The sequence below is a fragment of the Pseudanabaena sp. UWO310 genome (assembly GCF_006861605.1).
Classification (GTDB): Bacteria; Cyanobacteriota; Cyanobacteriia; order Pseudanabaenales; family Pseudanabaenaceae; genus Pseudanabaena.
Genome location: NZ_SELU01000020.1, coordinates 27,546 through 51,087, shown reverse-complemented (window position 1 = coordinate 51,087; position 23,542 = coordinate 27,546). Strand labels below are relative to the sequence as shown.

The 23,542-nt window shown below is 44.9% G+C and carries 20 protein-coding genes, 1 tRNA gene and 2 pseudogenes; 14 read left to right on the top strand and 9 right to left on the bottom strand.

Going from position 1 to position 23,542, the window contains the following annotated elements:
• Positions 1-202 precede the first annotated feature (202 nt).
• From PseudUWO310_RS08665 to PseudUWO310_RS08655, 3 genes are all read right to left on the bottom strand, one after another.
• Positions 203-868, bottom strand: coding sequence for a response regulator transcription factor (locus PseudUWO310_RS08665; protein ID WP_142600282.1), 666 nt, complete (start codon positions 866-868; stop codon positions 203-205).
• 555 nt (positions 869-1,423) lie between these two features.
• The gene (locus tag PseudUWO310_RS08660; RefSeq protein WP_142600281.1) at positions 1,424-2,527 is read right to left on the bottom strand and encodes a sensor histidine kinase; all 1,104 of its coding nucleotides are present in this window, start codon (positions 2,525-2,527) and stop codon (positions 1,424-1,426) included.
• A gap of 87 nt (positions 2,528-2,614) precedes the next feature.
• Positions 2,615-3,949 (bottom strand): serine/threonine-protein kinase, encoded by a 1,335-nt coding sequence (locus PseudUWO310_RS08655; RefSeq protein WP_142600280.1) that lies wholly within the window; start codon positions 3,947-3,949, stop codon positions 2,615-2,617.
• A 362-nt stretch (positions 3,950-4,311) separates the two neighbouring features.
• Between PseudUWO310_RS08655 and kdpA the strand changes: the two genes are divergently transcribed.
• The 5 genes from kdpA (at position 4,312) to PseudUWO310_RS08630 (ending at position 10,285) form a co-directional block, all read left to right on the top strand.
• Positions 4,312-6,033 (top strand): potassium-transporting ATPase subunit KdpA, encoded by a 1,722-nt coding sequence (kdpA, locus tag PseudUWO310_RS08650; protein ID WP_142600302.1) that lies wholly within the window; start codon positions 4,312-4,314, stop codon positions 6,031-6,033.
• A gap of 98 nt (positions 6,034-6,131) precedes the next feature.
• Complete coding sequence (gene kdpB, locus PseudUWO310_RS08645) at positions 6,132-8,144, top strand: potassium-transporting ATPase subunit KdpB (protein WP_055077139.1); 2,013 nt, start codon at positions 6,132-6,134, stop codon at positions 8,142-8,144.
• 18 nt (positions 8,145-8,162) lie between these two features.
• Positions 8,163-8,438: a potassium-transporting ATPase subunit F gene (locus PseudUWO310_RS08640; protein ID WP_190315956.1), complete on the top strand. Its 276-nt coding sequence runs from the start codon at positions 8,163-8,165 to the stop codon at positions 8,436-8,438.
• Positions 8,439-8,442: 4 nt separating this feature from the next.
• Positions 8,443-9,075 (top strand): K(+)-transporting ATPase subunit C, encoded by a 633-nt coding sequence (kdpC, locus tag PseudUWO310_RS08635; protein ID WP_142600278.1) that lies wholly within the window; start codon positions 8,443-8,445, stop codon positions 9,073-9,075.
• A 91-nt stretch (positions 9,076-9,166) separates the two neighbouring features.
• On the top strand, positions 9,167-10,285 hold the full coding sequence (locus PseudUWO310_RS08630; protein WP_142600277.1) for a universal stress protein: 1,119 nt from the start codon (positions 9,167-9,169) through the stop codon (positions 10,283-10,285).
• A gap of 541 nt (positions 10,286-10,826) precedes the next feature.
• On the opposite strand, the gene PseudUWO310_RS08625 is transcribed toward PseudUWO310_RS08630, so the two are convergent.
• Entirely contained in the window at positions 10,827-11,291 is a 465-nt protein-coding gene (locus tag PseudUWO310_RS08625) for a low molecular weight protein-tyrosine-phosphatase (protein WP_055077142.1), read from the bottom strand.
• 302 nt (positions 11,292-11,593) lie between these two features.
• Positions 11,594-13,366, bottom strand: coding sequence for a pyruvate kinase (pyk, locus tag PseudUWO310_RS08620; protein WP_142600276.1), 1,773 nt, complete (start codon positions 13,364-13,366; stop codon positions 11,594-11,596).
• 329 nt (positions 13,367-13,695) lie between these two features.
• Between pyk and PseudUWO310_RS08615 the strand changes: the two genes are divergently transcribed.
• Positions 13,696-14,631: a bifunctional riboflavin kinase/FAD synthetase gene (locus PseudUWO310_RS08615; RefSeq protein WP_142600275.1), complete on the top strand. Its 936-nt coding sequence runs from the start codon at positions 13,696-13,698 to the stop codon at positions 14,629-14,631.
• Positions 14,632-14,721: 90 nt separating this feature from the next.
• Here PseudUWO310_RS08615 and PseudUWO310_RS08610 read toward each other — a convergent pair.
• Both PseudUWO310_RS08610 and PseudUWO310_RS08605 read right to left on the bottom strand, forming a co-directional pair.
• Positions 14,722-15,126 (bottom strand): annotated as a pseudogene (locus PseudUWO310_RS08610) (DUF697 domain-containing protein); the annotation flags it as partial.
• A gap of 116 nt (positions 15,127-15,242) precedes the next feature.
• Entirely contained in the window at positions 15,243-15,554 is a 312-nt protein-coding gene (locus PseudUWO310_RS08605) for a hypothetical protein (RefSeq protein WP_142600273.1), read from the bottom strand.
• Between the two features lie 291 nt (positions 15,555-15,845).
• Between PseudUWO310_RS08605 and PseudUWO310_RS08600 the strand changes: the two genes are divergently transcribed.
• Together PseudUWO310_RS08600 and PseudUWO310_RS08595 are read left to right on the top strand one after the other, a co-directional pair.
• The gene (locus PseudUWO310_RS08600; protein WP_142600272.1) at positions 15,846-16,145 is read left to right on the top strand and encodes a type II toxin-antitoxin system RelE/ParE family toxin; all 300 of its coding nucleotides are present in this window, start codon (positions 15,846-15,848) and stop codon (positions 16,143-16,145) included.
• Between the two features lie 13 nt (positions 16,146-16,158).
• Positions 16,159-17,250, top strand: a complete 1,092-nt coding sequence (locus PseudUWO310_RS08595) for a HigA family addiction module antitoxin (RefSeq protein ID WP_142600271.1) — start codon at positions 16,159-16,161, stop codon at positions 17,248-17,250.
• A 12-nt stretch (positions 17,251-17,262) separates the two neighbouring features.
• Here the strand turns inward: PseudUWO310_RS08595 and PseudUWO310_RS08590 are convergent, their stop codons facing one another.
• Entirely contained in the window at positions 17,263-17,844 is a 582-nt protein-coding gene (locus tag PseudUWO310_RS08590) for a GNAT family N-acetyltransferase (protein WP_142600270.1), read from the bottom strand.
• Positions 17,845-18,112: 268 nt separating this feature from the next.
• Between PseudUWO310_RS08590 and petB the strand changes: the two genes are divergently transcribed.
• The 6 genes and pseudogenes from petB to PseudUWO310_RS08560 all read left to right on the top strand — a co-directional run bounded on the left by petB (position 18,113) and on the right by PseudUWO310_RS08560 (position 22,636).
• Complete coding sequence (gene petB / locus PseudUWO310_RS08585; RefSeq protein WP_142600269.1) at positions 18,113-18,760, top strand: cytochrome b6; 648 nt, start codon at positions 18,113-18,115, stop codon at positions 18,758-18,760.
• 97 nt (positions 18,761-18,857) lie between these two features.
• Positions 18,858-19,157, top strand: a pseudogene (gene petD, locus PseudUWO310_RS08580) (cytochrome b6-f complex subunit IV); the annotation flags it as partial.
• 175 nt (positions 19,158-19,332) lie between these two features.
• On the top strand, positions 19,333-19,926 hold the full coding sequence (locus tag PseudUWO310_RS08575) for a LexA family protein (RefSeq protein WP_009627563.1): 594 nt from the start codon (positions 19,333-19,335) through the stop codon (positions 19,924-19,926).
• A 368-nt stretch (positions 19,927-20,294) separates the two neighbouring features.
• The gene (locus tag PseudUWO310_RS08570) at positions 20,295-20,825 is read left to right on the top strand and encodes a hypothetical protein (RefSeq protein WP_142600267.1); all 531 of its coding nucleotides are present in this window, start codon (positions 20,295-20,297) and stop codon (positions 20,823-20,825) included.
• Positions 20,826-21,094: 269 nt separating this feature from the next.
• On the top strand, positions 21,095-22,393 hold the full coding sequence (locus PseudUWO310_RS08565) for a TldD/PmbA family protein (RefSeq protein ID WP_142600266.1): 1,299 nt from the start codon (positions 21,095-21,097) through the stop codon (positions 22,391-22,393).
• 169 nt (positions 22,394-22,562) lie between these two features.
• Positions 22,563-22,636, top strand: a tRNA-Arg gene (locus PseudUWO310_RS08560).
• A 153-nt stretch (positions 22,637-22,789) separates the two neighbouring features.
• Here the strand turns inward: PseudUWO310_RS08560 and PseudUWO310_RS08555 are convergent.
• Positions 22,790-23,368: a hypothetical protein gene (locus PseudUWO310_RS08555; protein ID WP_142600265.1), complete on the bottom strand. Its 579-nt coding sequence runs from the start codon at positions 23,366-23,368 to the stop codon at positions 22,790-22,792.
• Positions 23,369-23,542: the final 174 nt, after the last annotated feature.

The following is a 23,542-nucleotide window of genomic DNA, read 5'->3' as shown; positions in this document are numbered from 1 at the left end:
AATCGGTCTCATTTTGCTTAATATAGCAACGTAAGGTTTGCTTAGAACATAAAACCCCAAAGATAGGTGGCAGCGCTCCGCGCTGCCACCTATCTTTGGGGTTTTGATTTTTCCTAGCCACTAGAGAAATAGGGGGGTAGTTTTGTATGGTAAGAATGGGCAGCGCAAAGCGCCGCCTATCCTTACCATATAAATTTTTTCCTTATAAATAATCGTTCTGAATAGCATAGGCAATCGCTTGTTTGCGATCGCTTACGCCAAATTTATGTAGGATCGCGTGAATATGCACGCGTACTGTGCCAGCAGAAATATAGAGCAGATTGGCAATTTCTTGGTTGGTTTTATGCTCAGAAATTAAGAGGAGAATTTCTTTTTCCCTGCGGGTTAAAAGATTTGCCCTCGCTCCAGATGTATCCTCTGAAGTTAGTTCGGAGGATTGGTTTTGAAAAATATTATGAATTTCAGCGGTGGCATTTGCGTCCCACCAAGAAGCCCCAGCAACTACCGATCGCATTGCCAGAATTAACGTTTCCGCAGCAACCCCTTTAAGACAATAGCCCTGTGCGCCTGCCGTGACTAAACGCGAAACCAGCGATCGCTCGTTACGAGAAGTTAGGGCTAAAATTGGTAAGCTGGGATGATTGAGTTTGAGTTGGCGACAGGTCTCCAAGCCACCTAGCCCTGGTAAGCCAATATCGAGAAGAACGAGATCGAAGGGCTGTTGTTTTGCAAGATCGATCGCCGTTTCTCCGTCGCTTGCCTCCACTAAAGAGGCTATTTGCCTTTCCTGTTGCAGTCGTACCTGTAGTCCGAGACGAAATAGTTCGTCATCTTCCACTAAAAGTATTCTCAGATGATCCAAGGTCATGTTTTTTCCTAAGGCTTGTTGGCAGGGGATGACGACAGGCTTTACAGTGCTTTTCTTTGTAAGTAGCTAGGCATAAGTAAACTTAAAACCTAGAAGAGCATACCGCCCGCTACGCGGGCGGTATGCTCTCTGGTTTTGGTTTTAATTATGCCGAACTACTTATTATTCCTACCAAAAATATTTTGCGGCTTTATGTAGTTAAATGGATGTCAATATTTAGGGGATTTTAGCGAATTAAGGAAAGACTTTAGACGATCAGGAAGGGTGGCGCTTTGCGCCACCCTTCCTGATCGTCTAACAATTCCCAAAATGGCAATGCCATCTTGGGAATCTCAAAATCTGTCAGGGTTTGATTTAGCTGTCGCCAAGGGTATTACCGTAATTTTCATCGCAATCCACGTAATACCAATTTCCAAAAGTGTAGCTACACTTTTGGAAATTGAAAAGCAAACCTAGTAAGGGTTTTAAAATCACAAAATGGCTACGCCATTTTGTGATTTGGTATAAGATGAATGGCGGCGCGAAGCGCCGCCATTCATCTTAACGTTTCCAGATTTACGTGGATTGCGATGAAAAGGGTAAGGCTGGTAAACGAAAGGCAAAGACAGCTCCGTGGGGCATACGGTTTTCTGCCCAGATCGTCCCGCCATGGGCTTCGATAATTTGACGGGTCAGGTATAGCCCAAGCCCAGAACCCGTAGCCAAGCGATCGCTTTGACCTTGGTAAAACCTTTCAAACAAATAGGGCTTTTCTTCGGGCTTAATCCCCGCGCCAAAATCAACAATATGAACGAGCTGATAGGATGACTGCGTTTCAAGTATTACTTCCACCTTAGCCCCTCTGGGGGAATGGTTAATCGCATTGGTCAGTAAATTTGTGAAAACCCTTCTTAATTGAAAAGCATCGCCATTTACCCATAGAAATTTGCGAAATTCGGAATCGCCATAGTGCAAATTCAAATAGACACTGCGACTGGTTGACAAATGCACCATTGATGCGGCAACTTCTTCCGCTAAAACTGCGAGGTTAGTCGGGCTTACTTTTAATTGCAATCCTTCGGTTTCATTGCGATAGACATCAAGGAGAGTTTCAACTAGCTTCAAACTATTTTGATGACTGCGAATCATCGTTTCTAAGACAGTTTTTTGTTTGAGACTAATATTGCCAAACAGCTCACGATCGAAGGCTTGTAGAGTTTCGATCGCGCCGAGTAATGGAGTTCGTAAATCATGCGCTAGCGTAGAGGCAAAATCTTCGCGCACATTCATAATTCTTTCTTGGGATTGCAGCTTTGACTGCTGCTGGAATAGAGTTTGTTGGATTTGACTATAGCGATCGCTCAAAAGCCCCGTTACGATTAGTGCAAAGATGGTGACTATGCGATTTACTACCATCGATCCATGAATTTCTGGATTATTGGGAATCCAAATATTTAGTAATGTCAAAATAACTGCGGCTGATATCAGTAGAAAAGAGGCTGTGCGGCTCAGTCGCGAATTGGCAATTAGAATCGGACTGATATATAGATAGCTCATCACATAGTCTGGCGGCGTAGCATACTCTAAGGCGAACACCATTGTAAACAATCCGCCAACCATCCAAAATGAAGGCGATCTCCAAGGGATAGATCGCTGATTAGATACTGGTGACGGTGACATAAAATCTCAAATAACTCTATAGCTTTTTCTAGTTTATAGCTACAGTCACTTGACTTAGGACAAATCAAACCCCAAGAGCTGAACTACTTAATCAATTTTGTCATTGGGAGGGATTGGGGCTTTGGTTAAAGTGGAAACTGGCTTGTTTCCCAATACTCCTAACCCGACTAAACCCATGATTCCGATCGCTCCCCAAAAGAAGTTACTCTTTGATTGGTTTGCACCATTAGATTGGAGCGGAACGAGTACAGAAAGGATTATGCTCAAACAAAATGCGATACAAGCGATCGCCAAACTGATCAAAGTAGACCCGATGCTCACAATTATCAACCGCTGCATGAAGGGAAGTGATGCAATCGAGGCTAGATCCTCTGCAAAAAGTTTTACTTCTGGTATTGGAGGAGGAGAAAGATCCGTTGCTTGCTCTGAAACTCTGGAATTAATATGATTAATATGACGGTTGCGGTCAAAACTATTAATCTCAAGGGATAGGCGATCGCCAGTTGATTTTACGGAATCAACCATTGAAGCATTTAGGTCGGTAAGGACTTCTGTTGCTGACTGATAGCGTTGCCTAATAGCAGGTTGCAATAATTTACAGAGAATATCCTTGAGGTTAGGGCTAATGGGTTGGCGCAAATATGCTTGCCATTTCCAATCATTCTCCCCAATGTCGTACAGATCGAAGGGATTGGTTTGCGTTAATAAATACAAACAGGTGACCCCTAGACTATATAAATCACTAGCGAACATCGCCTGTCCTCGAATTTGTTCGGGGGCTGCATATGCCACGCTCCCAATCAGCGTTCCCTGAGACATTGGACGGATATTGGCAACTTGCTTGGCAGCCCCAAAATCCACCAGTACCAATTGCCGATCGGATGATCGACGAATGATATTATCGGGTTTGATATCGCGATGAATGATCTGGCAATCGTGAAGATATTGCAGAATTGGGAGCAATCCTTGCAAAACTTGCCGCACTTCTATTTCATGGAATGGTTCATGAAATGTTTCGTGGAATGGAATCGCACCCCTAACCTCCTGTTCTAAAGTCCATCCATCAACCCACTCCTGCACGATAAAGAATTCTCCATCTTCCTCAAAACTGTCTAATAGCTTAGGAATTAGCGGATGTTCGCCGAGCCTTGCTAAATGTTGGACTTCTTGATTAAAGAGGATTAGGGCTGTAGAGCGATCAATTGCTCGATGTGGTAGAAGTTGCTTGAGGACACATTGAAGTGGAATTTGCAATTCATCAACCGCCAGAAATGTTTTTCCAAATCCCCCTTCACCAAGATGATAGAGAATGCGATAGCGGTTGTGCAAGAGCTGGTATGGCTTTAAATTAGCATGATGCTGTCTTCTAAAGGGATATGCAGATATCCCTTTAGAAGTACTAGAGGAGGGGTAGACATCCATGGCATAGATACATTAGGAATTGCCGAATTAGACTGACATACTCAATTAGCAGGCTTAAATCAATTGCCAAACTGTAACACCGACAATTTCTGTAAATCAATATATCCAAGATATAGAAAGTGTTTAGCTAGCCTAAACGCTTTCTAAACACCTTGGATTGAGAATGATAAGTTTTGAGATGAAACTTTGCATCTGAGGTTGTTCGGATATTGCGTGATTGAGCTTCTACTCTTGGGTTTGGGCTGCGAGCGGGTGTTTGGTAACGGGAAAAGAGATGCCTAAACGGAAAGTTATACCTATACAAAGTTCTGAAAATGCCTGATGATCTTTTCATCCAAGCTATTTCTAGATGGAATTTATCAATGCTACAAGGATGGATTCAAATTGGACTGACGCTGGTGCTGATTGTGGCGATCGCCCCAATTTTGGGCGGTTACATCGCACGGGTGTTTCTGGGACAAAAGACTTTACTGGACTCAGTTTTAAACCCATTAGAGAATTTGCTATTTAATCTCAGTGGTATTCAGAGTAATCGGCAAGTAGCTGCTCCGATGACGGGCTGGCAATATTCCCGCGCGATTTTGTATAGCAATTTGGCGATGGCGGTAATATTGGTGCTGATTATGAACTTTCAGGGCGTTCTCCCTCTCAACCCAACGGGAATGGGCGCTCCAAGCTGGGATACGATCTTACATACCACCATTTCGTTTATTACTAACACAGACCAACAGCATTACGCTGGTGAAACTACCCTGAGTTACTTTACGCAGACTTTGGGATTGGGATTTATGTTTTTTGTGTCTGCGGCTACGGGTATTGCGGTAGGTATCGCTTTTATTCGTGGGTTGACTGGGCGATCGCTTGGAAATTTCTATGTCGATCTGATTAAGTCAATTACGCGCATTCTTTTGCCGATTAGTATTATCGGTACGATCGCTTTGATTATTTCAGGTGTTCCTGAAACCCTATCGGCTCCAGTGGTTGTTCCCACTTTAGAGGATCCGAGCATCAGCCAAGCGATCGCCTTGGGCCCAGTTGCCCATTTCGAGTTCATCAAACAACTTGGCGAGAATGGCGGTGGATTCTTTGCCGCTAATTCGGCCCATCCCTTAGAAAATCCCAATGGATTTTCCAATCTTCTTCAGACATTAGCGATGATTTCCATTCCGACAGCGCTAATTTTTACCTATGGAGAAATTGCCAATAATCGCAAAATGTCGTGGTTATTGTTTGGCATGGTGTTTATTATCTTTGTGGGATTCATTATTGTTACAGGGATTGGCGAATATCAAGGTAATTCTCTGGTTAATGCCGTTCTAGGCAAACAGAGTCCGAACTTTGAAGGTAAAGAAATCAGGTTTGGCTGGGCACAGACGGCTTTGTTTTCAGTGACGACCACAGGAACGATGACTGGTGCTGTCAATGCGATGTTCGATTCGCTCATGCCCAGTGGCGCTTTTATTACGATGTCCAATCTGTTCTTGCAAATTATTTGGGGAGGGCAAGGCACGGGTACGGCTTACCTATTTGCCTATTCGATTTTAGCCGTATTCGTGACTGGGCTAATGGTTGGTAGAACTCCAGAATTTTTGGGGCGCAAGATTGAGAAGAATGAAGTGGTATTGACCAGTTTCTTGATTTTGTTGATCCATCCCATTTTTATACTTATTCCTGGCGCGATCGCCTTAGCATTTCCCGACCAGTTAGCAGGAATTAGCAATCCTGGGTTTCATGGATTGACGCAAGTCATCTATGAATATGCGTCGGCGGCGGCAAACAATGGTTCGGGCTTTGCTGGTTTGGGCAATAGCCAGCCTGCGCCTACGGCTTTGTGGTGGAACCTAAGTGCCTCGGTGAGCCTCTTAGGTGGACGCTATGTGCCGATTGTCGCATTGCTTTTATTAGCGGATGGTATGTCGCGCAAGCAACCCGTGGCAATGACCACAGGTACATTACGTACCGACACGGTTCTATTTACCAGTGTTACCGCAGGTGTGATTTTGATTATGGGCGCGTTAACTTTCTTTCCCGTATTGGCTCTCGGCTCCGTTGCTGAAGCTTTTCTCATCGCTAGAGGCGGCTAAAATCCATGAATAATAATTCAAGCATTAACTCATCTTCGTCAAAGAAGCAATCCCTCGGGAGCACCCGCGACTCGCGCCGCCATACTCCTAAGGCCTCTATGGCTGGACTGTATCAACGGGCGGTGCGGGATGCATTTCGGAAGCTCAATCCCCGTATAGCCGTGCGCAATCCCGTGATGTTCATGGTGTGGGTGGGGACGATTGTCACTCTATTAGTCACGATCGATCCCAACTTATTTGGAACTGTGGCAGCCGATCCTAACAAAGAGCGGGTTCTCAATGGCTTAATTACGGTTATTCTCTTCTTTACGGTCTTGTTTGCCAACTTTGCCGAGGCGATCGCTGAGGGTCGGGGTAAAGCGCAGGCGGACTCATTGCGGACGACGCGATCGGATACGATCGCTAGTAAGGTGCTACCCGATGGGGCGATCGAGCAAATTAGCTCTACGGAGCTACGCCGAGGCGATCTCGTTAAGGTCAAGATCGGCGAGATGATTCCCGCTGATGGAGAAGTGATCGCGGGTTTGGCTTCGGTAGATGAATCGGCAATTACGGGTGAATCCGCACCAGTACTCAAGCAACCAGGAACGGATATTGCAAGTTCGGTTACGGGTGGTACTCGGGTGGTTTCCGACGAATTGACCATTAAGATTACCGCCGATCCTGGACAGGGATTTATTGATCGCATGATTGCCCTTGTGGAGGGAGCCGAGCGGACAAAAACCCCTAACGAAATTGCCTTAACCGTTCTACTGACGGTGCTGACGCAGGTATTTTTGATTGTGGTGGCGACGGTCACACCCCTTGCCAATTATGTGCAAACACCGACGACGATCGCTATTCTCATTTCCCTATTGGTTGCCTTGATTCCGACGACGATTGGCGGATTGCTCAGTGCAATCGGGATTGCGGGTATGGATCGGGTTGCTCAATTTAACGTGATTGCGACATCGGGGCGAGCGGTTGAGGCTTGCGGAGATATCAATACCTTGGTGCTAGATAAAACGGGTACGATTACCCTTGGCAATCGCCTCGCCGATGAATTCATTCCTGTGAATGGACATTCGCTCGCCGAGATCGCTTCCGTAGCTTTAGCCGCCAGTATCTTTGATGAAACCCCTGAGGGGCGGTCAATTGTCCAGTTAGCTGAACAATCAGGAGCGGTGGTAAAGTTTGATCGGGAACAGTCCAAGGGCATTGAATTTTCTGCCCGTACCCGTATGAGTGGCACTGACCTCCCTGATGCGATCGAAGTTCGCAAAGGAGCCGTTGATGCGATCCGTGGCTTTGTGCGATCGCGCTCTGGCAATGTCCCCGAAGAGTTTGAAGCTGCCTACGAAAAAGTATCGAAACTCGGTGGTACGCCCCTAGGAGTATGTCAGGGGGGCGATTTGTATGGTGTGATCTATCTCAAAGATATCGTTAAGCCCGGACTGAGAGAGCGTTTCGATCAATTGCGGCGGATGGGTGTGCGCACGATTATGCTCACGGGAGATAACCAGATTACTGCCTCGGTAATTGCGGAAGAGGCGGGAGTCGATGACTTTATTGCCGAAGCGACCCCCGAAGATAAAATTGAAGTAATTCGCCGCGAACAGTCTCAGGGCAAGCTAGTTGCCATGACAGGTGATGGCACGAACGACGCACCTGCACTCGCGCAAGCCAATGTGGGCGTTGCCATGAATTCAGGAACACAGGCAGCAAAAGAGGCTGCGAATATGGTGGACTTAGATTCCGATCCGACCAAGTTGATCGATCTTGTAGCGATCGGCAAACAATTGCTGATTACCCGTGGCGCTTTGACCACCTTCTCGATCGCCAATGACATTGCGAAGTATTTCGCCATCATTCCTACCATATTTGCTGCCGCAGGGATTGGGGCTTTGAATGTTATGGGTTTAAAAAGTCCCCAGTCGGCAATTCTCTCCGCATTAATCTACAATGCCCTGATCATTCCAGCCCTAATTCCCTTGGCTCTTAAAGGCGTGAAGTTTCGTCCTCTCACTGCCGATCAACTCCTACAGCGCAATATTCTGCTCTATGGGCTAGGTGGCGTGATTGCTCCATTTATTGCCATTAAATTCATCGATATTCTCTTGCCCATCGCCTAATTTATCCCATTGAAAATCATGAAAAAATCCCCAAATTACTTTGCTAGAGATACGGATAGCGGCTTTCCCCTCGAAGATCTTGGGAGCCTTGGGCAACTTGTGATTAAGCGGAAATATCCAGTCTACTTATTTCTTGCCTTGTGTCTGAATCTCGTAGCTGCCCCTGCGGTCTTCGCCGCTAATGCCGATAGTTTTACCCGCTTTCAAGCCTATGCCCTAGGGCTGTTAGGGATCGCCACCGTTAGCTTTTCCATTTATCTCTTTGCCGTCATGTTCCAACCTGAGAAATTTTAATCCTATGAATGAAATTATCAAAGCTATTCGGACTACCCTCGTTCTTTGGTTGTTGGTTGCGGTAATTTATCCCTTTGCCATGATTGTGATCGCTCAAGGGGGCTTTCCTTATCAAGCAAATGGAAGTTTAATCCGCAATTCCCAAGGACAGGTGATCGGTTCGAGTCTCATTGGACAACCCTTTACCAGTGATAAATATTTTAATAGCCGACCCAGCACCATCAGCTACAGCTCGGCTGACCCTCAAAAGGATACGGCGGGGCTTCTCAAAACGGGCGTATCGGGCGCAAGTAACTTAGCACCAAGTAATCCCGATTTGCTCGGACGCATCAAGGGGAAAGCCGATGCCGATCCTAGTAAGGCGATCGAGGGAGATTTACCGAGATTGCAAAAAGCAGGTATTAATCCCACCGCCGATCTCATTTATACCTCTGGCTCTGGACTCGATCCCCATATCACCCCTGAAGCCGCTAAAGCCCAAATCCAGAAAGTGACTCTCGCAAGGAAAGTCGAGCCGAGTCAATTAGAAAAACTGATCGAACTAAGTACTGATCGTCGGTTTCTCGGCATTTTTGGAGAAGATGGGGTGAATGTATTAAAGTTAAATCTTGCATTAGACAATCTATCGAAAGCATAAGTAGCTGGGCGCAATTAAATATAAAACCCCAAAACCTGTAACGGATGTTGCGCATCCGTTACGGGTTTTAGCTCTATACGCAAAAAGAACTATGATTAGAACCCATCGTCGCGGTAAACATAAAATATTTATTGGCATGAGTCCTGGAGTTGGTAAAACCTATCGAATGCTAGAAGAGGCTCATCGACTGCGCTCGGAAGGTATTGATGTTGTTATTGGGTTGCTGGAAACCCATAATCGTGCTGAAACAAAAGCCAAAGCGATCGGTTTGGAATTAATCCCGCGCCAACAAATTAGTTGGGAGTCGGTGACGCTCACAGAAATGGATACTAATGCAATCCTTCAGAGACAGCCACAATTAGCGCTAGTGGATGAATTGGCGCATACTAACGTTCCCAATGCCGAACGCGAAAAACGCTATCAGGATGTGGAAGTGCTGCTAGAAGCGGGAATCGATGTCTATTCCACCGTTAATATTCAACATATCGAGAGCCTTAATGATACCGTTGCGAAAATAACGGGGGTAATTGTCAGAGAGCGCATTCCCGATCGCATTTTAGAAGATGCCGATGAGGTGGTTGTAGTCGATGTCACGCCTGAAACCTTGCAGGAAAGACTCCGTGATGGAAAAATCTATGCACCTGAAAAAATCGATCAATCCCTTAACAACTTTTTTCAGCGCCGTCATTTGATTGCCCTACGGGAGTTGGCGCTGAGAGAAATTGCCGATAATATTGAAGATGATCTTGAAGCCCATGATTCTACTAATTCGGCTAGCAATCTAATTTGTAACATTCACGAACGGGTGTTAGTTTGCGTTTCCACCTATCCTAATTCTTTGCAGTTATTGAGGCGGGGTGCGAGGATTGCAGGCTATATGCATGCGCAACTTTATGTGCTGTTTGTTGACGACCCCGAACGGTTTTTAACCAAGGCTGAAAGCCTCCATATAGAGACTTGCGAACGATTGTGCAAAGAATTTGAAGGCACTTTTATTCGGGTAAGCGATAGCAATGCTTTAAAGGCGATCGTGGATACGGCAAAAAATTATCGGGTTACCCAGATTGTGATGGGAGAAAGCCAAAAATCGCGGTGGCAAATTTTATTTAAGGGGTCGCTGACCCAAAGGATTTTACGATTACTTAAGAATGTCGATATTCATATTATTTCCACCAGTAAAATTGGCGATGAGGATGGAAGTAAAAAGTGAGAATTGTCTTCACTATGCTTTTATACCCCACATTCCGCTCGTAATGGAAGCCTAAAAATATTTAAAACGAGACAATGAGGGTTTCAGTGATTTTTGGAAAAATTAATGATATTAATTCCTATTAGTGCATCACTATTTAAAGTATTAAGATAGTGATATTTTTGCTGGCAAAGCTCAAAACACTTACTGTATAAGGATTTGTTTTCTAAATACTTTTTTCAGTAAAATAAGAGCGGAATGTGGGTTATACCAAACCTCTCAAGATAAATGGCGGCGCTTCGCGCCGCCACTCATCTTTAGGGGTTTATGTCCTAAGCAAACCTTACGTTGCTATAGGTTTTACAGCGCTTTGCGCTCAAATCCAAACCAAGGAAATTTTTAAAAGCGTTGCTGCGCAACGCTTTTAAAAATTTCCTTGTGGTTCGTTTGATCGATAATTGCTGTAAGTAGCTGAGCATAGTTAAAATCCAGTATCAAAACCTGTGGCGCACGCGCAGCGTGCGCCACAGGTTTTTGGGTTTTATATTCTGCGCCTAGCTACTTAACTTAAAGATTTGAGTAGCCCTTTACAGGCATCAAAAAGCAAATCAATCACATAATTAAATCCATCCGCTCCGCCGTAGTAAGGATCGGGTACTTCCTTATCGGGATAAGTTTCGCAATAATCACACATCATCTTTACCTTATGAGTAAATTTGCCTTGCGGATCAAGAGCGAGAATATTGCGATAGTTGTCTCGATCCATTGCCAAAATCAGATCGAATTCCCGCAAATCCATCGCCTCAAATTGTCTTGCTGAACCGACGAAGTCTAAACCTCTTTCCTTGGCAGCCGCTCTCATTCTGCGATCGGGTGGTGCGCCCACATGCCATCCACCCGTTCCCGCCGAGTCACATATAAAGCGATCGCTAATTCCTGCCCTTGCAATCAAGTGATTCATAATATTTTCCGCCGCAGGCGATCGGCAAATGTTTCCGAGACAGACAAATAGGAGCTTTTGGGTCATACCTATATAAATAAAAAATAAATAAAAAACTCTGTAATACCAATTCCCAAAAGTGTGGCTACACTTTTGGGAATTGAAAACCAAACCCATTAAGGCTTTGAGATTTCCAAAATGTAACGCCATTTTGGAAATTGGTATAAGACCATGCAACGCCGTTAGCTCATGACCGATCGCATGATTAGCCTAGTCTTGGGGAACGCCAGCACCGATCGATCCACTCAAAGCCATCGTGGCACATCACATCAAATTAGCGCGAGCTTCATAAATGTGTAAGTTCGCCTAGCGAACTTTACACACTATAGCTAAAACGTCAGATCGTCCGATCGCGAACCAGAGTAGATCATGCCTTTGCTAAAGTTTACGCTGAGGGGTTCGCCATCGCGGATAAAGCCCGTGGCATTATGCACGCCAATTAATACGGGAACGCCCAGCTTTCGTCCGATCGCTACGGCATGGGAGTCAAGGCTTGACTCTTCGGTGATTACTGCGGAAGCCTTGCGCATTACCTCGATATAATCGGCATCAGTGCGATCGATGACGAGGATTTCACCTTCGTTAAAGTCGCGCACATCGAGATGGTGGAAGGCGACCCTAGCTCGACCATGAACGATGCCCGAACCAATGCTTAAACCTTTACCGACCACCGATGACACAAACTCAACCTTGATCAGATCGGTCGATCCCGCTACATCCTGCAAAGTCCCTGCCGACATGACAACGAGATCGCCTGCGGAGAGCAATTTCATTTCTTGGGCGAGGTTGAGGGCTGCCTCAAAGTTTTGGCGAGCTGATGGTAAGGAGATTAATACCATCGGTTGTACGCCCCAAACCATTTGCAAGCGTCTCGCTACTTGCACATTGGGGGTAACCGCTAAAATGGGAATCGGTGGACGGAACTTGCTAACATTACGAGCCGTTGAACCCGTTTTCGTTAGGGTTACGATCGCTGCTGCCTTGAGTTGGATGGCAATATTACCTACGGCTTGACTGATTGCATTGGGAATAGCACGCCCCATACTTTCTAGGGGTTGCATTTTGAGATCCTGCTCTCTTTCGATGCGAACGGCAATTCTTGCCATGGTTTCCACTGCCAAAATGGGATATTTACCCACCGCAGTTTCGTTGGAGAGCATGACCGCATCGGTACCATCGATGATCGCATTGGCTACGTCGGAGATTTCTGCACGGGTGGCGCGAGGGTTGTTCACCATGCTATCGAGCATCTGTGTTGCCGTAATGACGGGAATGCCAAGGCGATTGGCAGTTTTAATCAGTTGCTTTTGGGCGATCGGTACATCTTCCGCAGGAATTTCCACCCCGAGATCTCCCCGCGCTACCATTACGCCATCGCAAACTGAGAGAATCGCTTCCATATTGGCGATCGCTTCATGCTTCTCGATTTTGGCGACGACGCTGGCTTTGCGTCCCGAAGCCGCAATTAAATCCTTAACTTCCAGTACATCTTCAGGTGTGCAGACAAAACTAAGGGCAACCCAGTCCACACCCTCAGAGAGTCCAAAGCGTAAATCTTCGCGGTCTTTGTCGGTCATGGCACTGACCGATAAATGCACGTTGGGGAAGTTTACCCCTTTATTATTTGAAAGTGTGCCACCAATGACGACACGACAATAGAGATCGCCTAATTCTGCATTGACATCTTCAACGACCATCTCGACCTTGCCATCATCGAGCATGATGACCGCGCCAATGGGCACTTCCTCCGCTAAGGTGTCGTAGGTAATGCAACTAATTTCAGAATTGCCGTCAACCTTGCGACTAGTCAGTGTAAATTTATCGCCCTTATTTAGGGTAATCGGTCCTTCTTTGAAGACTCCAAGGCGAATTTTGGGACCTTGCAAATCCTGCAAAATGCCAACGGGTTGATTTAATTCACTGGATACCTGACGAATATTGCAAATGCTGCGATGGTGATCGGCATGGGTACCGTGGGAAAAGTTGAGGCGAAAAGTACTAGCGCCTGCTTCAATAAGCTGGCGAATCATATCGGGGCTACTGGTCGCGGGTCCAATAGTAGCAACAATTTTTGTGCGACGAAAAGTTTCTCTAACGGTCATGGATTGTCAGCTAACGGCGAACCTCAAACATACCAGAATCTCATGACAATTCTTCATGCGATGTCATTCTCTGGGGCAAGAGGATCGTTCGCCCCCTAGACAAGCCATTTTGTACGGCTATAGCCAGAAAAACAAAGCCCAGAAGAGTGTTGCGCTGCACCCCAAAGAGAGTTGCCGCTCTCCGAGCGGCAACTCTCTTTGAGGTTTTATGTCCTGATACAGTTGGCGGTAGCTATAAAAAACAAAAGACGCATCGCGTCGCGATGCGTCTTTTGTTTTTTATGCCCTAAGCAAACCTTGCATTACTATATTGTGTCAAAATATTAAGCGTGAGAGTAATTTTTGACCCAACCCAAATTTCTCGACCTACTGCGATCGCCCTTGGTAATTTTGATGGCGTACATGTAGGTCATTGTCGTGTGATTGCACCTATTTTGCCGAAGGCGCTACGCGATCCAAGTTTAACCAGCACTGTTGTTTCTTTTTCACCCCATCCTCAAGAATTTTTTAGCCAAAAGCAGCGATTACTCCTCGCCCCCTTCGATGAAAAAGTCGCCCTGTTAAAGTTGCTGGGGGTCGAGCAGTTAGTTTTGCTGCCCTTTGACGCAGATCTTGCCAAACTTACGGCGGCGGAATTTATTCAGAAAATTTTGATTGATTCTCTCCAAGTTGAACTCATTAGTGTGGGCTTTGATTTTCACTTCGGACAAAAACGTCAGGGCAATGTCACCGATTTACATAATATTTGGGGCGATCGCTTGACGGTCATTCCAGAGCAGACAATGCAGATTAACGATCCATCACCAATTAGGATCAGTAGCTCCAATATTCGTGTTGCCCTAGCCAAGGGTGAAGTCGATCTTGCCAATGCTCTGCTCGGTCGTCCTTATAATCTGGTGGGCAAAGTCATCCAAGGCAAGCAGTTAGGGCGCACTATCGGCTTCCCGACTGCAAATCTTGATCTCCCTCCTCAAAAGTGTTTGCCCCGCGATGGGGTTTATGCTGTACGGGTAAATATTAGCTCTAGCTCTAAGCCCATATTTGGGGTAATGAATATTGGCTTAAGACCCACAGTAAATGGCGATCGGCGATCGGTGGAAGTGCATCTATTCGATTGGCAAGGGGATCTATACAATCAAGAGCTAAATGTAGATCTCGTCAAATTTATTCGCCCCGAACAGAAATTCGCGTCACTGGATGCACTTAAAGATCAAATTAAAGCCGACTGTCAGACTGCCTTAAATCATTTGGCAGTTTTGACCTAACCCATTAATAAAAAGCCTCAGACAAATCAAAAAGGTGCATTTCATTAACTTACCTTAAGCAGCGATCGCACTAGGGTAGTCGTTACTCGTTTAGTGGGGATTCATTTTTGCTTGGTTCATTCCTTCCTTGCGTGCTGCTGCAAGATCTTCGTTAGTGGCAGTCATACCGCTCTGAAAGTAAAGTTCTGCTGCATTACCAATACCATGTGTCCAGAAAAATACAAATGCAGCACCCCCAAAACCTCCAGCCCCCGGCAAACCAATTTTGAATAACGCAAGACAAATCTGTTGACCAAGCATTCCGCCTCCAACAACTGCAAGCATTTCTTTGACTGTTTTAGCGTCAAGTTTGTACCCGTAAATATTACCAATAGCGCGAACCATAAGCATCTGCACAGGTGTAATTGTCCAGATGTCGGCAAACGGTATCGGCATAGGCGCAATAGCTGCCGCAGCTATTGCACTAATTTGGCGTGCTTCTCTAGCCATTTCCCGACGTTGAGATTCATACGTTGCTGAAGTTTTCGCCTAGAAATTGCCTCATGCGAACACCATGTTTACCAAGATGCTGAAGTAGCTGAACTGGAATATCACTCATTTGCAAATAATCCTCATACTAAATGCGGTGGATAGTTGATGCGTAAATCTTCCTTAACGGCTGAAGCAAGGTGATTTCTTGTTTGCTCAATTACCTTTACGCTTAATGGGTCATAAATCTCTACACCATTACATTTCAAACAAATACTAACGGCTATTTGTGAGACTCTGTTCACGATACCTACTGCTATAAATTGGCTACAATTCTCATTCCGCACCCAAATTTCATATTTGTCGCTAAACTCAAGTGACAACCTTTCAAAGTAAGCTTGAAATGGAGCTTCCTCAAAAGAAACTTTATTGGCATCATACAAATGATCGCTCATGAAATCATACTATCCCATTCAAATCTAGATTTATCTGTTTACATCCTAACTAATGTCTCAGCAAGGCAATAAAAAACAACTTTACAAAACTTTACAAATTTATTTAGGGTTCTCAAGAGTTATGCAAACACTCTAGACACTATATGTAGTAATTGAACCTGTATCCAATTAGTTGGTATCAGACTGATACATCATTTTTATTTTAAAAATAGTAATGTAGTCATTATGCCATTCACCCTCTAGATGAATCAACTGTTATAATTAACCCCAAATAAAGATTTGAGGTTAATTATGCGACTCTTATTTAAAAGTAAAAGGCTGGAGGCTTTATATACTGAACTAAAAGGAGAAGATAAGTATGAAGCAGGCGTGGTTGAAGCTTTCTTTAATGTTATGTCTCGAATAGTTGCGGCATCAAATGAACAGGATTTACGTGAGCCAAAAAGTAGGCGATTAGAAAAATTGGTGGGAGATAAAAAAGGTAAATACTCAATGCGCCTCAATAAGCAATGGCGACTAATTTTGACAATTGAAGAAGATAAGCAAGGTAAGTATATACAAGTTCTAGAAATTAGCGATCACTACAAGTAAAAGGCGCAAAACTATGATTAAACAACTTAAACCAGCAAGAGTTCCCTCTCCTGGCACTATTTTGAGCGAAGAAATAGATGCGCGGGGATGGACACAAAAAGATTTAGCCGAAATTATAGACAGACCTGCTCAAGCTATTAATGAAATTGTTAAGGGGACAAAGCAAATAACTCCTGAAACTGCTATAGAATTGTCTGCTGCTTTTGGGACTTCCGCTCAATTTTGGACTAACTTAGAAGCAAACTACCGTCTACATCTTGCCCAAAAAGAAACAGCAGAACAAGAAATAAGTCGCAAAAGTAAGCTCTATAGTATTACTCCTGTATCAGAAATTATTAGGCGTGGATGGATTCAAGCATCTGATTCGATTGAAGATCTAGAAAAAAATGTATGTCAATTTTTAGGCATCACATCTCCGAATGAAACACCTAAATTAGCAGCTAATCTGCGTTGTAATCCTGACCAAGAATCAGAGGTTAATGCTCGGATTGCTTGGGCAAAGCGTGTTGAAAATATCTCTAAAACGCAAAAAGTTAGCAAATTTGATCATGACAAACTGCAATTTGCGATTCCTACTCTGCTTTCCTATGCTGAACGAGAAGAAGATATTTCTAAAGTTCCTGACCTATTGCTTAGCTTAGGGATTCACTTTGTGATCGTTCCTCATCTCAACAAAACTCACTTAGATGGTGCAGCTTTCTATGTTGATGCTCATCCAGTAATTGCGCTGACACTAAGACATGATCGCATTGATTGGTTTTGGTTTACGCTCATGCACGAACTGGCGCACATCATTCTTAAGCATGAGGGATTTTACTTAGATAACCTTGACGAAGGCGACATTACCCCCCAAGAGCAAGAGGCTAATCAAAAAGCAAGAGACTGGCTTCTTAAACCAACAGCTTTTAGTTTGTTTTTCCAAAGAACTAAACCATACTTTTCTAAGTCTGCGATCGCCCAGTTTGCTGCTAGTCAAAATCGCCATGTGGGGATTGTCCTCGGACGTATTCATCATGAGACTAACGATTACACAAAACTGCGATCGTTATTAGTCAAAGTCAGTCCTTTTCTCAAGAAATGGATTGATGCCCCATACAAACTTTAAACAAAATTAAATTTAAGTACGGCGGCGCGATCGCGGACGGTTGCGCTCGGCTTTATCCCGTTCGTAATTAATCAATCTACCGTAATATTCATGTTTGGCGAGATTTAGCGACAGGAAAACATGCTCTCTGGCATTGCCGAAACCTTTGCGAGTAAAGAAATTAATGGCGGGGGTATTGGCGGGGTCGGTATCAACGAGCATAAACCTGACGTTATCCTCGATCATCCGCTCCACGATCTTATCGACAAGGCGATCGGCAATCCCCTTGCGCTGAAAGTTGGGGCTAATCCCTAACCAAGTGATATAGCCATATTTCCATGAAGCCTTAATAATAATTGTGCCGAGAATAAACCCTGCTAGTTGATCGTCAACTTCGGCAACCAAGCAATATTCGGAGTCCGTATTGTACATGCCGATTACCTCCCATTCGTCCCATGTCCGATAGAGGTATGGATAGAGATCGCTAGTAAATAATTGCTCGCCTAAGTGAAAAATTGGGGCGATATCATCGATATTCATCTCGCGGATAATGGCGCTATGGCTTTCGGGGCGATCGCTATCTTTATCCGTGGATTTATCTGGTAAATCGTTCATGGTCATGATTTTTAGGTGATTAATAGGGTGATTGATGTGAAAACTGGTCAAAGAATCCTCAAACTCAAGCCAATCAAACAAGTATTTGCTTTATTTGCTTGGAGTTAGCGCTTAAAGCTCGATATGCACTGGGGAAATCTGATATAAGTTTTTAAAGCCTGTTAAAAAACTATGTTTAGCTTTGCTTACATCTGTCAAAAGCATTAAAATATATTACAGCTATCAAAAAATTGTTAACTAGTTCAGCAATCTTGGGTTTTTCAATTACATGAGTAAAGTTTACGATTGGTTTAACGATCGCCTTGAAGTCGGGGCGCTTGCAGAGGACGTTACGAGTAAGTACGTTCCTCCTCACGTTAATATTTTTTACTGTCTTGGCGGCATCACCCTCACCTGCTTCCTGATTCAGTTTGCGACAGGTTTCGCGATGACCTTTTACTACAAGCCATCCGTCACGGAAGCCTTTGAATCTGTCCGCTACATCATGACTGATGTTAACTTCGGCTGGTTAATCCGCTCGATTCACCGTTGGTCGGCAAGCATGATGGTTTTGATGATGATCTTGCACGTATTCCGCGTTTATTTGACTGGTGGTTTCAAAAAGCCCCGTGAATTGACATGGATCACTGGCGTAATCCTTGCCGTTATCACCGTTACCTTTGGCGTAACTGGCTATTCTCTACCTTGGGATCAGGTCGGCTACTGGGCGGTAAAGATCGTATCTGGCGTACCTGATGCCATTCCTGTTGTCGGCGGAACCTTAGTAGAACTACTCCGTGGCGGTCAAAGCGTCGGACAAGCAACCCTTACCCGTTTCTACAGCTTGCATACCTTTGTATTACCTTGGTTGATTGCTGTGTTCATGCTTGCCCACTTCTTGATGATTCGCAAGCAAGGCATTTCTGGTCCCTTGTAAACCTTCGTTTGTAAGGTTTCTTGTATTTGCCTCCCCCCTACGATTTCCGTACTACATAATTTTAGAAAACCATTACTCCATAACATAGAGCGATAAAATGGCAAAGACTGAAAAGCTTCCCGATTTGAACGATCCAATTTTGCGGGCAAAGTTGGAAAAGAACATGGGTCACAATTATTATGGCGAACCAGCTTGGCCAAATGACCTCCTGTACATGTTCCCCGTAGTTATTACTGGCACGATCGCTTTGATTACTGGTTTGGCAGTGCTTGATCCGACGATGGTTGGCGAACCTGCTAATCCCTTTGCAACTCCTTTGGAAATCCTCCCTGAGTGGTTCCTCTATCCTGCATTCCAAATTTTGCGGATCGTCCCTAACAAGCTTTTGGGTTTTATAGCTTGACGGCAGCTATAAAAATAATCGCTAATTCTTGCAAATTATCTTTGTTAGCGTACGATATTCATATAATCGCATTCTTATATCTGTGGCGATAATTAAGGCGATCGCCTTAATTATCATCGTCATGATATGCGGGCAACTTAATTAATTTAAATAGCGAGAGAGAAAGACTATGCCGCGTGGTGGGAAGCGTCAGGGTGCAGGCCGTCCTGTAGGTACTGGCAAATATAATGAAACGACTAAAGCTGTGCGCTTGCCAGTAAGTATTGCCGATGAGATTTTAGAAGCCTTAGCGAGAATTCCCCAAAACTTACAAAACCCCCAAAAGATAGAGCCATCAACTATTGTCGCGTCGATATTTTCGACCAATAGCGATACTAGATGCAGGATACCTCTTTATCTTAATCCAGTTGCCGCAGGCTTGCCCGCCCCGACTGAAGACTATATAGAGGGAAAAATCGACCTCAATCGCCATCTGGTGAAGCATCCAGAATCGACCTTTTTAGTGCGGGTTATCGGTGATTCGATGCTGGATGCTGGTATTCATCCCAGCGACTTGTTAGTGGTCGATCGCGCAATTGAACCCATTAGCGGCAAGGTCGTGATCGCAGTTGTGAATGGAGAGCTAACGGTAAAGCGCTTGCGCAAGCATCGGAATAAACTGTGGTTAATGCCCGAAAATCCAAATTTTCAACCCATTGAAATCGATGAAAATGTTGATTTGCATATTTGGGGAGTGGTCACCAATGTGATTCATGCGCTCTAGGCATAGCTATAGTCAGTAATCAAACCCAATAGAGAGTTGCGGCGCTTCGCGCCGCAACTCTCTATTGGGTTTTTAAGTGAATATATAGCTACCGCCAGTCTTATGAGGACAAAATTAAAACCCAAAATCATGTTGTCGCGCTCCGCACGACAACATGATTTTGGGTTTTATGTCCTGATCCATTTGGCGATAGCTATAGCTATAACATGCCATTAATGGGCGACGGATCAAGAGCTTGAATCTGTAAGAATTAGTAAAATATTTGCCAAGCTATTTTTTGCCTGTTTTTGCATCTTTTTACCTATAAATGGGGGGTGACTTTTTTCTTTGATTATCGTACATTAATCAAAGAGTTTTTGGTCTCCTCTATGACGCGCTTTCCTGATTCATCTGCTCCAATCCTCAGTTTATCGGCTTCTAAGGCACGCTCTTTTGGCATTTCAGAAAATGTTGTCGGTCAAAACGAGTCTTCGGAATTCTTTACGGTTTGGCAAATGCTTTGTTCGCGCCTAGATGCTCATAAGGATAATTGGCAGGTAAGCTTTTCCTCGCCTGTGGCTGTATCGGACTACATCACCATGCGCTGTCTGCTGACTGTCGGTGGGATTACCCGCGAGGCAACGGGCAGTGACAAAGGCTGCTTGATTCAAGTGGGAGAGACTGCCATTGGCGTTCATGCTCCTGAACGGGCGATGCTCAATGCTTTTTGCAATGCCGCTCTTCATTTTGGGATCACGCTACCTTTCAAACATCTTCGTGCCAAGAAGCCTCCAGATGATAACCATGACTTAGAGGCTGTGGTTAATATTCTTCGCAAGATGCAGCGCAAGCAAAAAATGAAACGCGGTTTTACTGCTCTAGCTAATCTTGCTGGTTTAATGGGTCGCCATGCTACCTAAACTCAATTCAAAAAATGGCATTGCCATTTTTTGAATTGGTATTCACGTCAGTTCAGGTTAAGCTGGCAAATTTTTAAATTCCAAAAGTAAAAGCCTTGCTAAGCAAGGCTTTTACTTTTGGAATTTGAGAAAGGGTTTGCATAGCAAACCCTTTCTCAAATCTCGAATAAAATCCCAGAAGAGAATGGTGGTGATTTGCGCCGCCATTCTATATCTGGAGGTTGTCGCTATTTGGTAGCATCTAGGTTGAGAAATCCTTAGCGATCGCCATGACCATTGACCCCGAACAATTACTAGAACTTGCCCTCAAATCAGGAGCGGAAGCTGCGGAAGTATATGTCTCGAATTCAGTTTCGCATCCTGTTTTTTTTGAGGCAAATCGCCTGAAACAGCTTGAAAGTATTGACTCTGAAGGGGTGGGACTGCGCGTTTGGCAAGGGGGGAGAGTGGGTTTAGCGATCGCCTATGGATCGGTCGAACCCTCTGACTTGGTCGCGCAAGCGATCGCCTTGAGTGGGCTGAACGAGCCTGAAGAGATCCGATTGCGGGAAACTACCGTTGCTGATTACCCCAAACTCTATGGAAAGGAGATTAATGTCGAACAGATGGTTGATTGGGGGCGCGAGGCGATCGCGCAGGTATTGGCAAGTTATCCTGAGGCAATTTGTAGTGCGGATTGGGATTGTAGTCGCGAGACGGTACGTATTCTGAATAGTCGGGGCTTGGACTGCGGCTACACTGATATTACGGTGGATGGCTCTCTGAGTGCGGAGTTGACGCGGGGCGATGATTTTCTCAATGTTTGGTATGGGCGATCGGAGCGGGGAAACTTGTCGCCTGAGGCGATCGCCCAAAAGGTACGGCAATATTTAGACTGGGCGAAGAAAAATGCGCCTGCGCCATCGGGGAAAGTACCTGTGATCTTTACGAGCAAGGCTGCTGATCTGCTCTGGGGAATAGTGGCGATGGCGATGAGTGGCAGGCAGGTGCTGCAAAAAGCTACCCCTTGGCAAGATAAGGTCGGACAGCCAGTAATTGCTGATATGTTTAGCGTGACGCAACATCCCGATTTTGGGGTTTATAGCTCGCCCTTTGATGATGAAGGCACGCCAACTCAAGAAATTAAATGGATCGATCGCGGTACTTTACAGGGGTTTTATGGCGATCTCAAGACTTGCGATGAGTTAAATATTGCGGCTACGGGGAACGGTTTTCGCGGGGATTTGGGCAATTATCCTAGTCCGGGACTATTTAATTTAGCAATCTCCGCCAGTCAAACTATTCAAGGCGATATTTTAGAATTGGCGGCAACTTTAAAAAATGGATTGATCGTCGATCAAGTTCTCGGTGACGATATGGACTTGTCGGGGGATTTTTCGATTAATGTCGATTTGGGCTATCGCGTTAAAAATGGCAAAATCATCGGCAGGGTGAAGGATACGATGCTGTCGGGAAATGCTTATACTGCACTCAATCAGGTGGTTGCCGTGGCTAGCGATCGCCAATGGCATGGTTCTCTGTATGTATCGGCAATGATTGTTGAGGGCTTATCGGTTACTAGTCATTGATACTTCTACTGATACTCATTTGGTATAAAGCCCAAGAGAGGATTGCTACGCTCTGCGTAGCAATCCTCTCTTGGGCTTTAATATTTTTTACAGGTGCTTGCTATAATGTCTATGTTGCTTTTTGAGCTTTTTTAAAATTACTTTTTAAAAGCGATCTTGTAACGGTTTTGGGGCTGTGGCTCAGTTGGATAGAGCAAGCGCCTCCTAAGCGCTAGGTCATCGGTTCGATCCCGATCAGTCCCGTCATTTTGAAGTTGCTGTTAGCTAAATTACAGCGCTTCGCGCTCAAATCCAGACCAAGGAAATTTTTGAAAGCTTTGCAAAGCAAAGCTTTCAAAAATTTCCTTAGGAGAGTAGTGGCGCGAAGCGTTACCAATTTCTTAAGGAATTGGACAGCTAGGGGAGGACGATATGCAACCAAGCTCCTTTCTTTTGGCTATCGGGAGCATCTAGTAAGTACTGAGCTTTTGCGGTCTCAAATTTTCCATCGTCTGCGACGCAAGCTGAATATATCAAATTCTTGGAATACAATCCTGCAAAGCAATCCTCGGCTAGATTGGGATAGGAGAAGCTTGCGCCATCGAATTCACTCCACGAATCGAAAACATGGAAATTTTGGATGATGCCAGTGTCATCGGTATCAACGGCGTTTATCGAGATCACATGTCCGCTGATAGTCAGGCTGGTATGGATGATTAAGAATGCTCCTAAATCTCTAATTGCGGCAAGCATATCGAGTAGGCTGGCATTGCCGTTATAGCGGTACTTGTCGCCAATGACACTTTTGAGATAAGCCCCCATGACGGTAGGGTCGCCCGCCGTTCCCAAGCCGAGTAAGGCTGTTCGTACTGTTTCGATATCTGCAGCTGGTTTCCCAAGGGCTTCACAAATTGCGGCGCTTTGGCAGGTACTGGCATCGGGTTGCACTAAGGCTGATCGATCTACGGATTGTCGCTTTGTTGTATAGGTAATCATGGAATTAACCCTGTGTTTTAGTTACAAAAACAAACTTGCCGATCGCGATTTTAAGGTGAGATCGTGGGAGCGATCAAGGATACGTGGCATCGCTGCTCATCGCTACTCATCTTTTGCTAAAAAATATTCATAAAAAATATTCATAGCGTTGTGGGTTGGAGTACGGCAACTCTG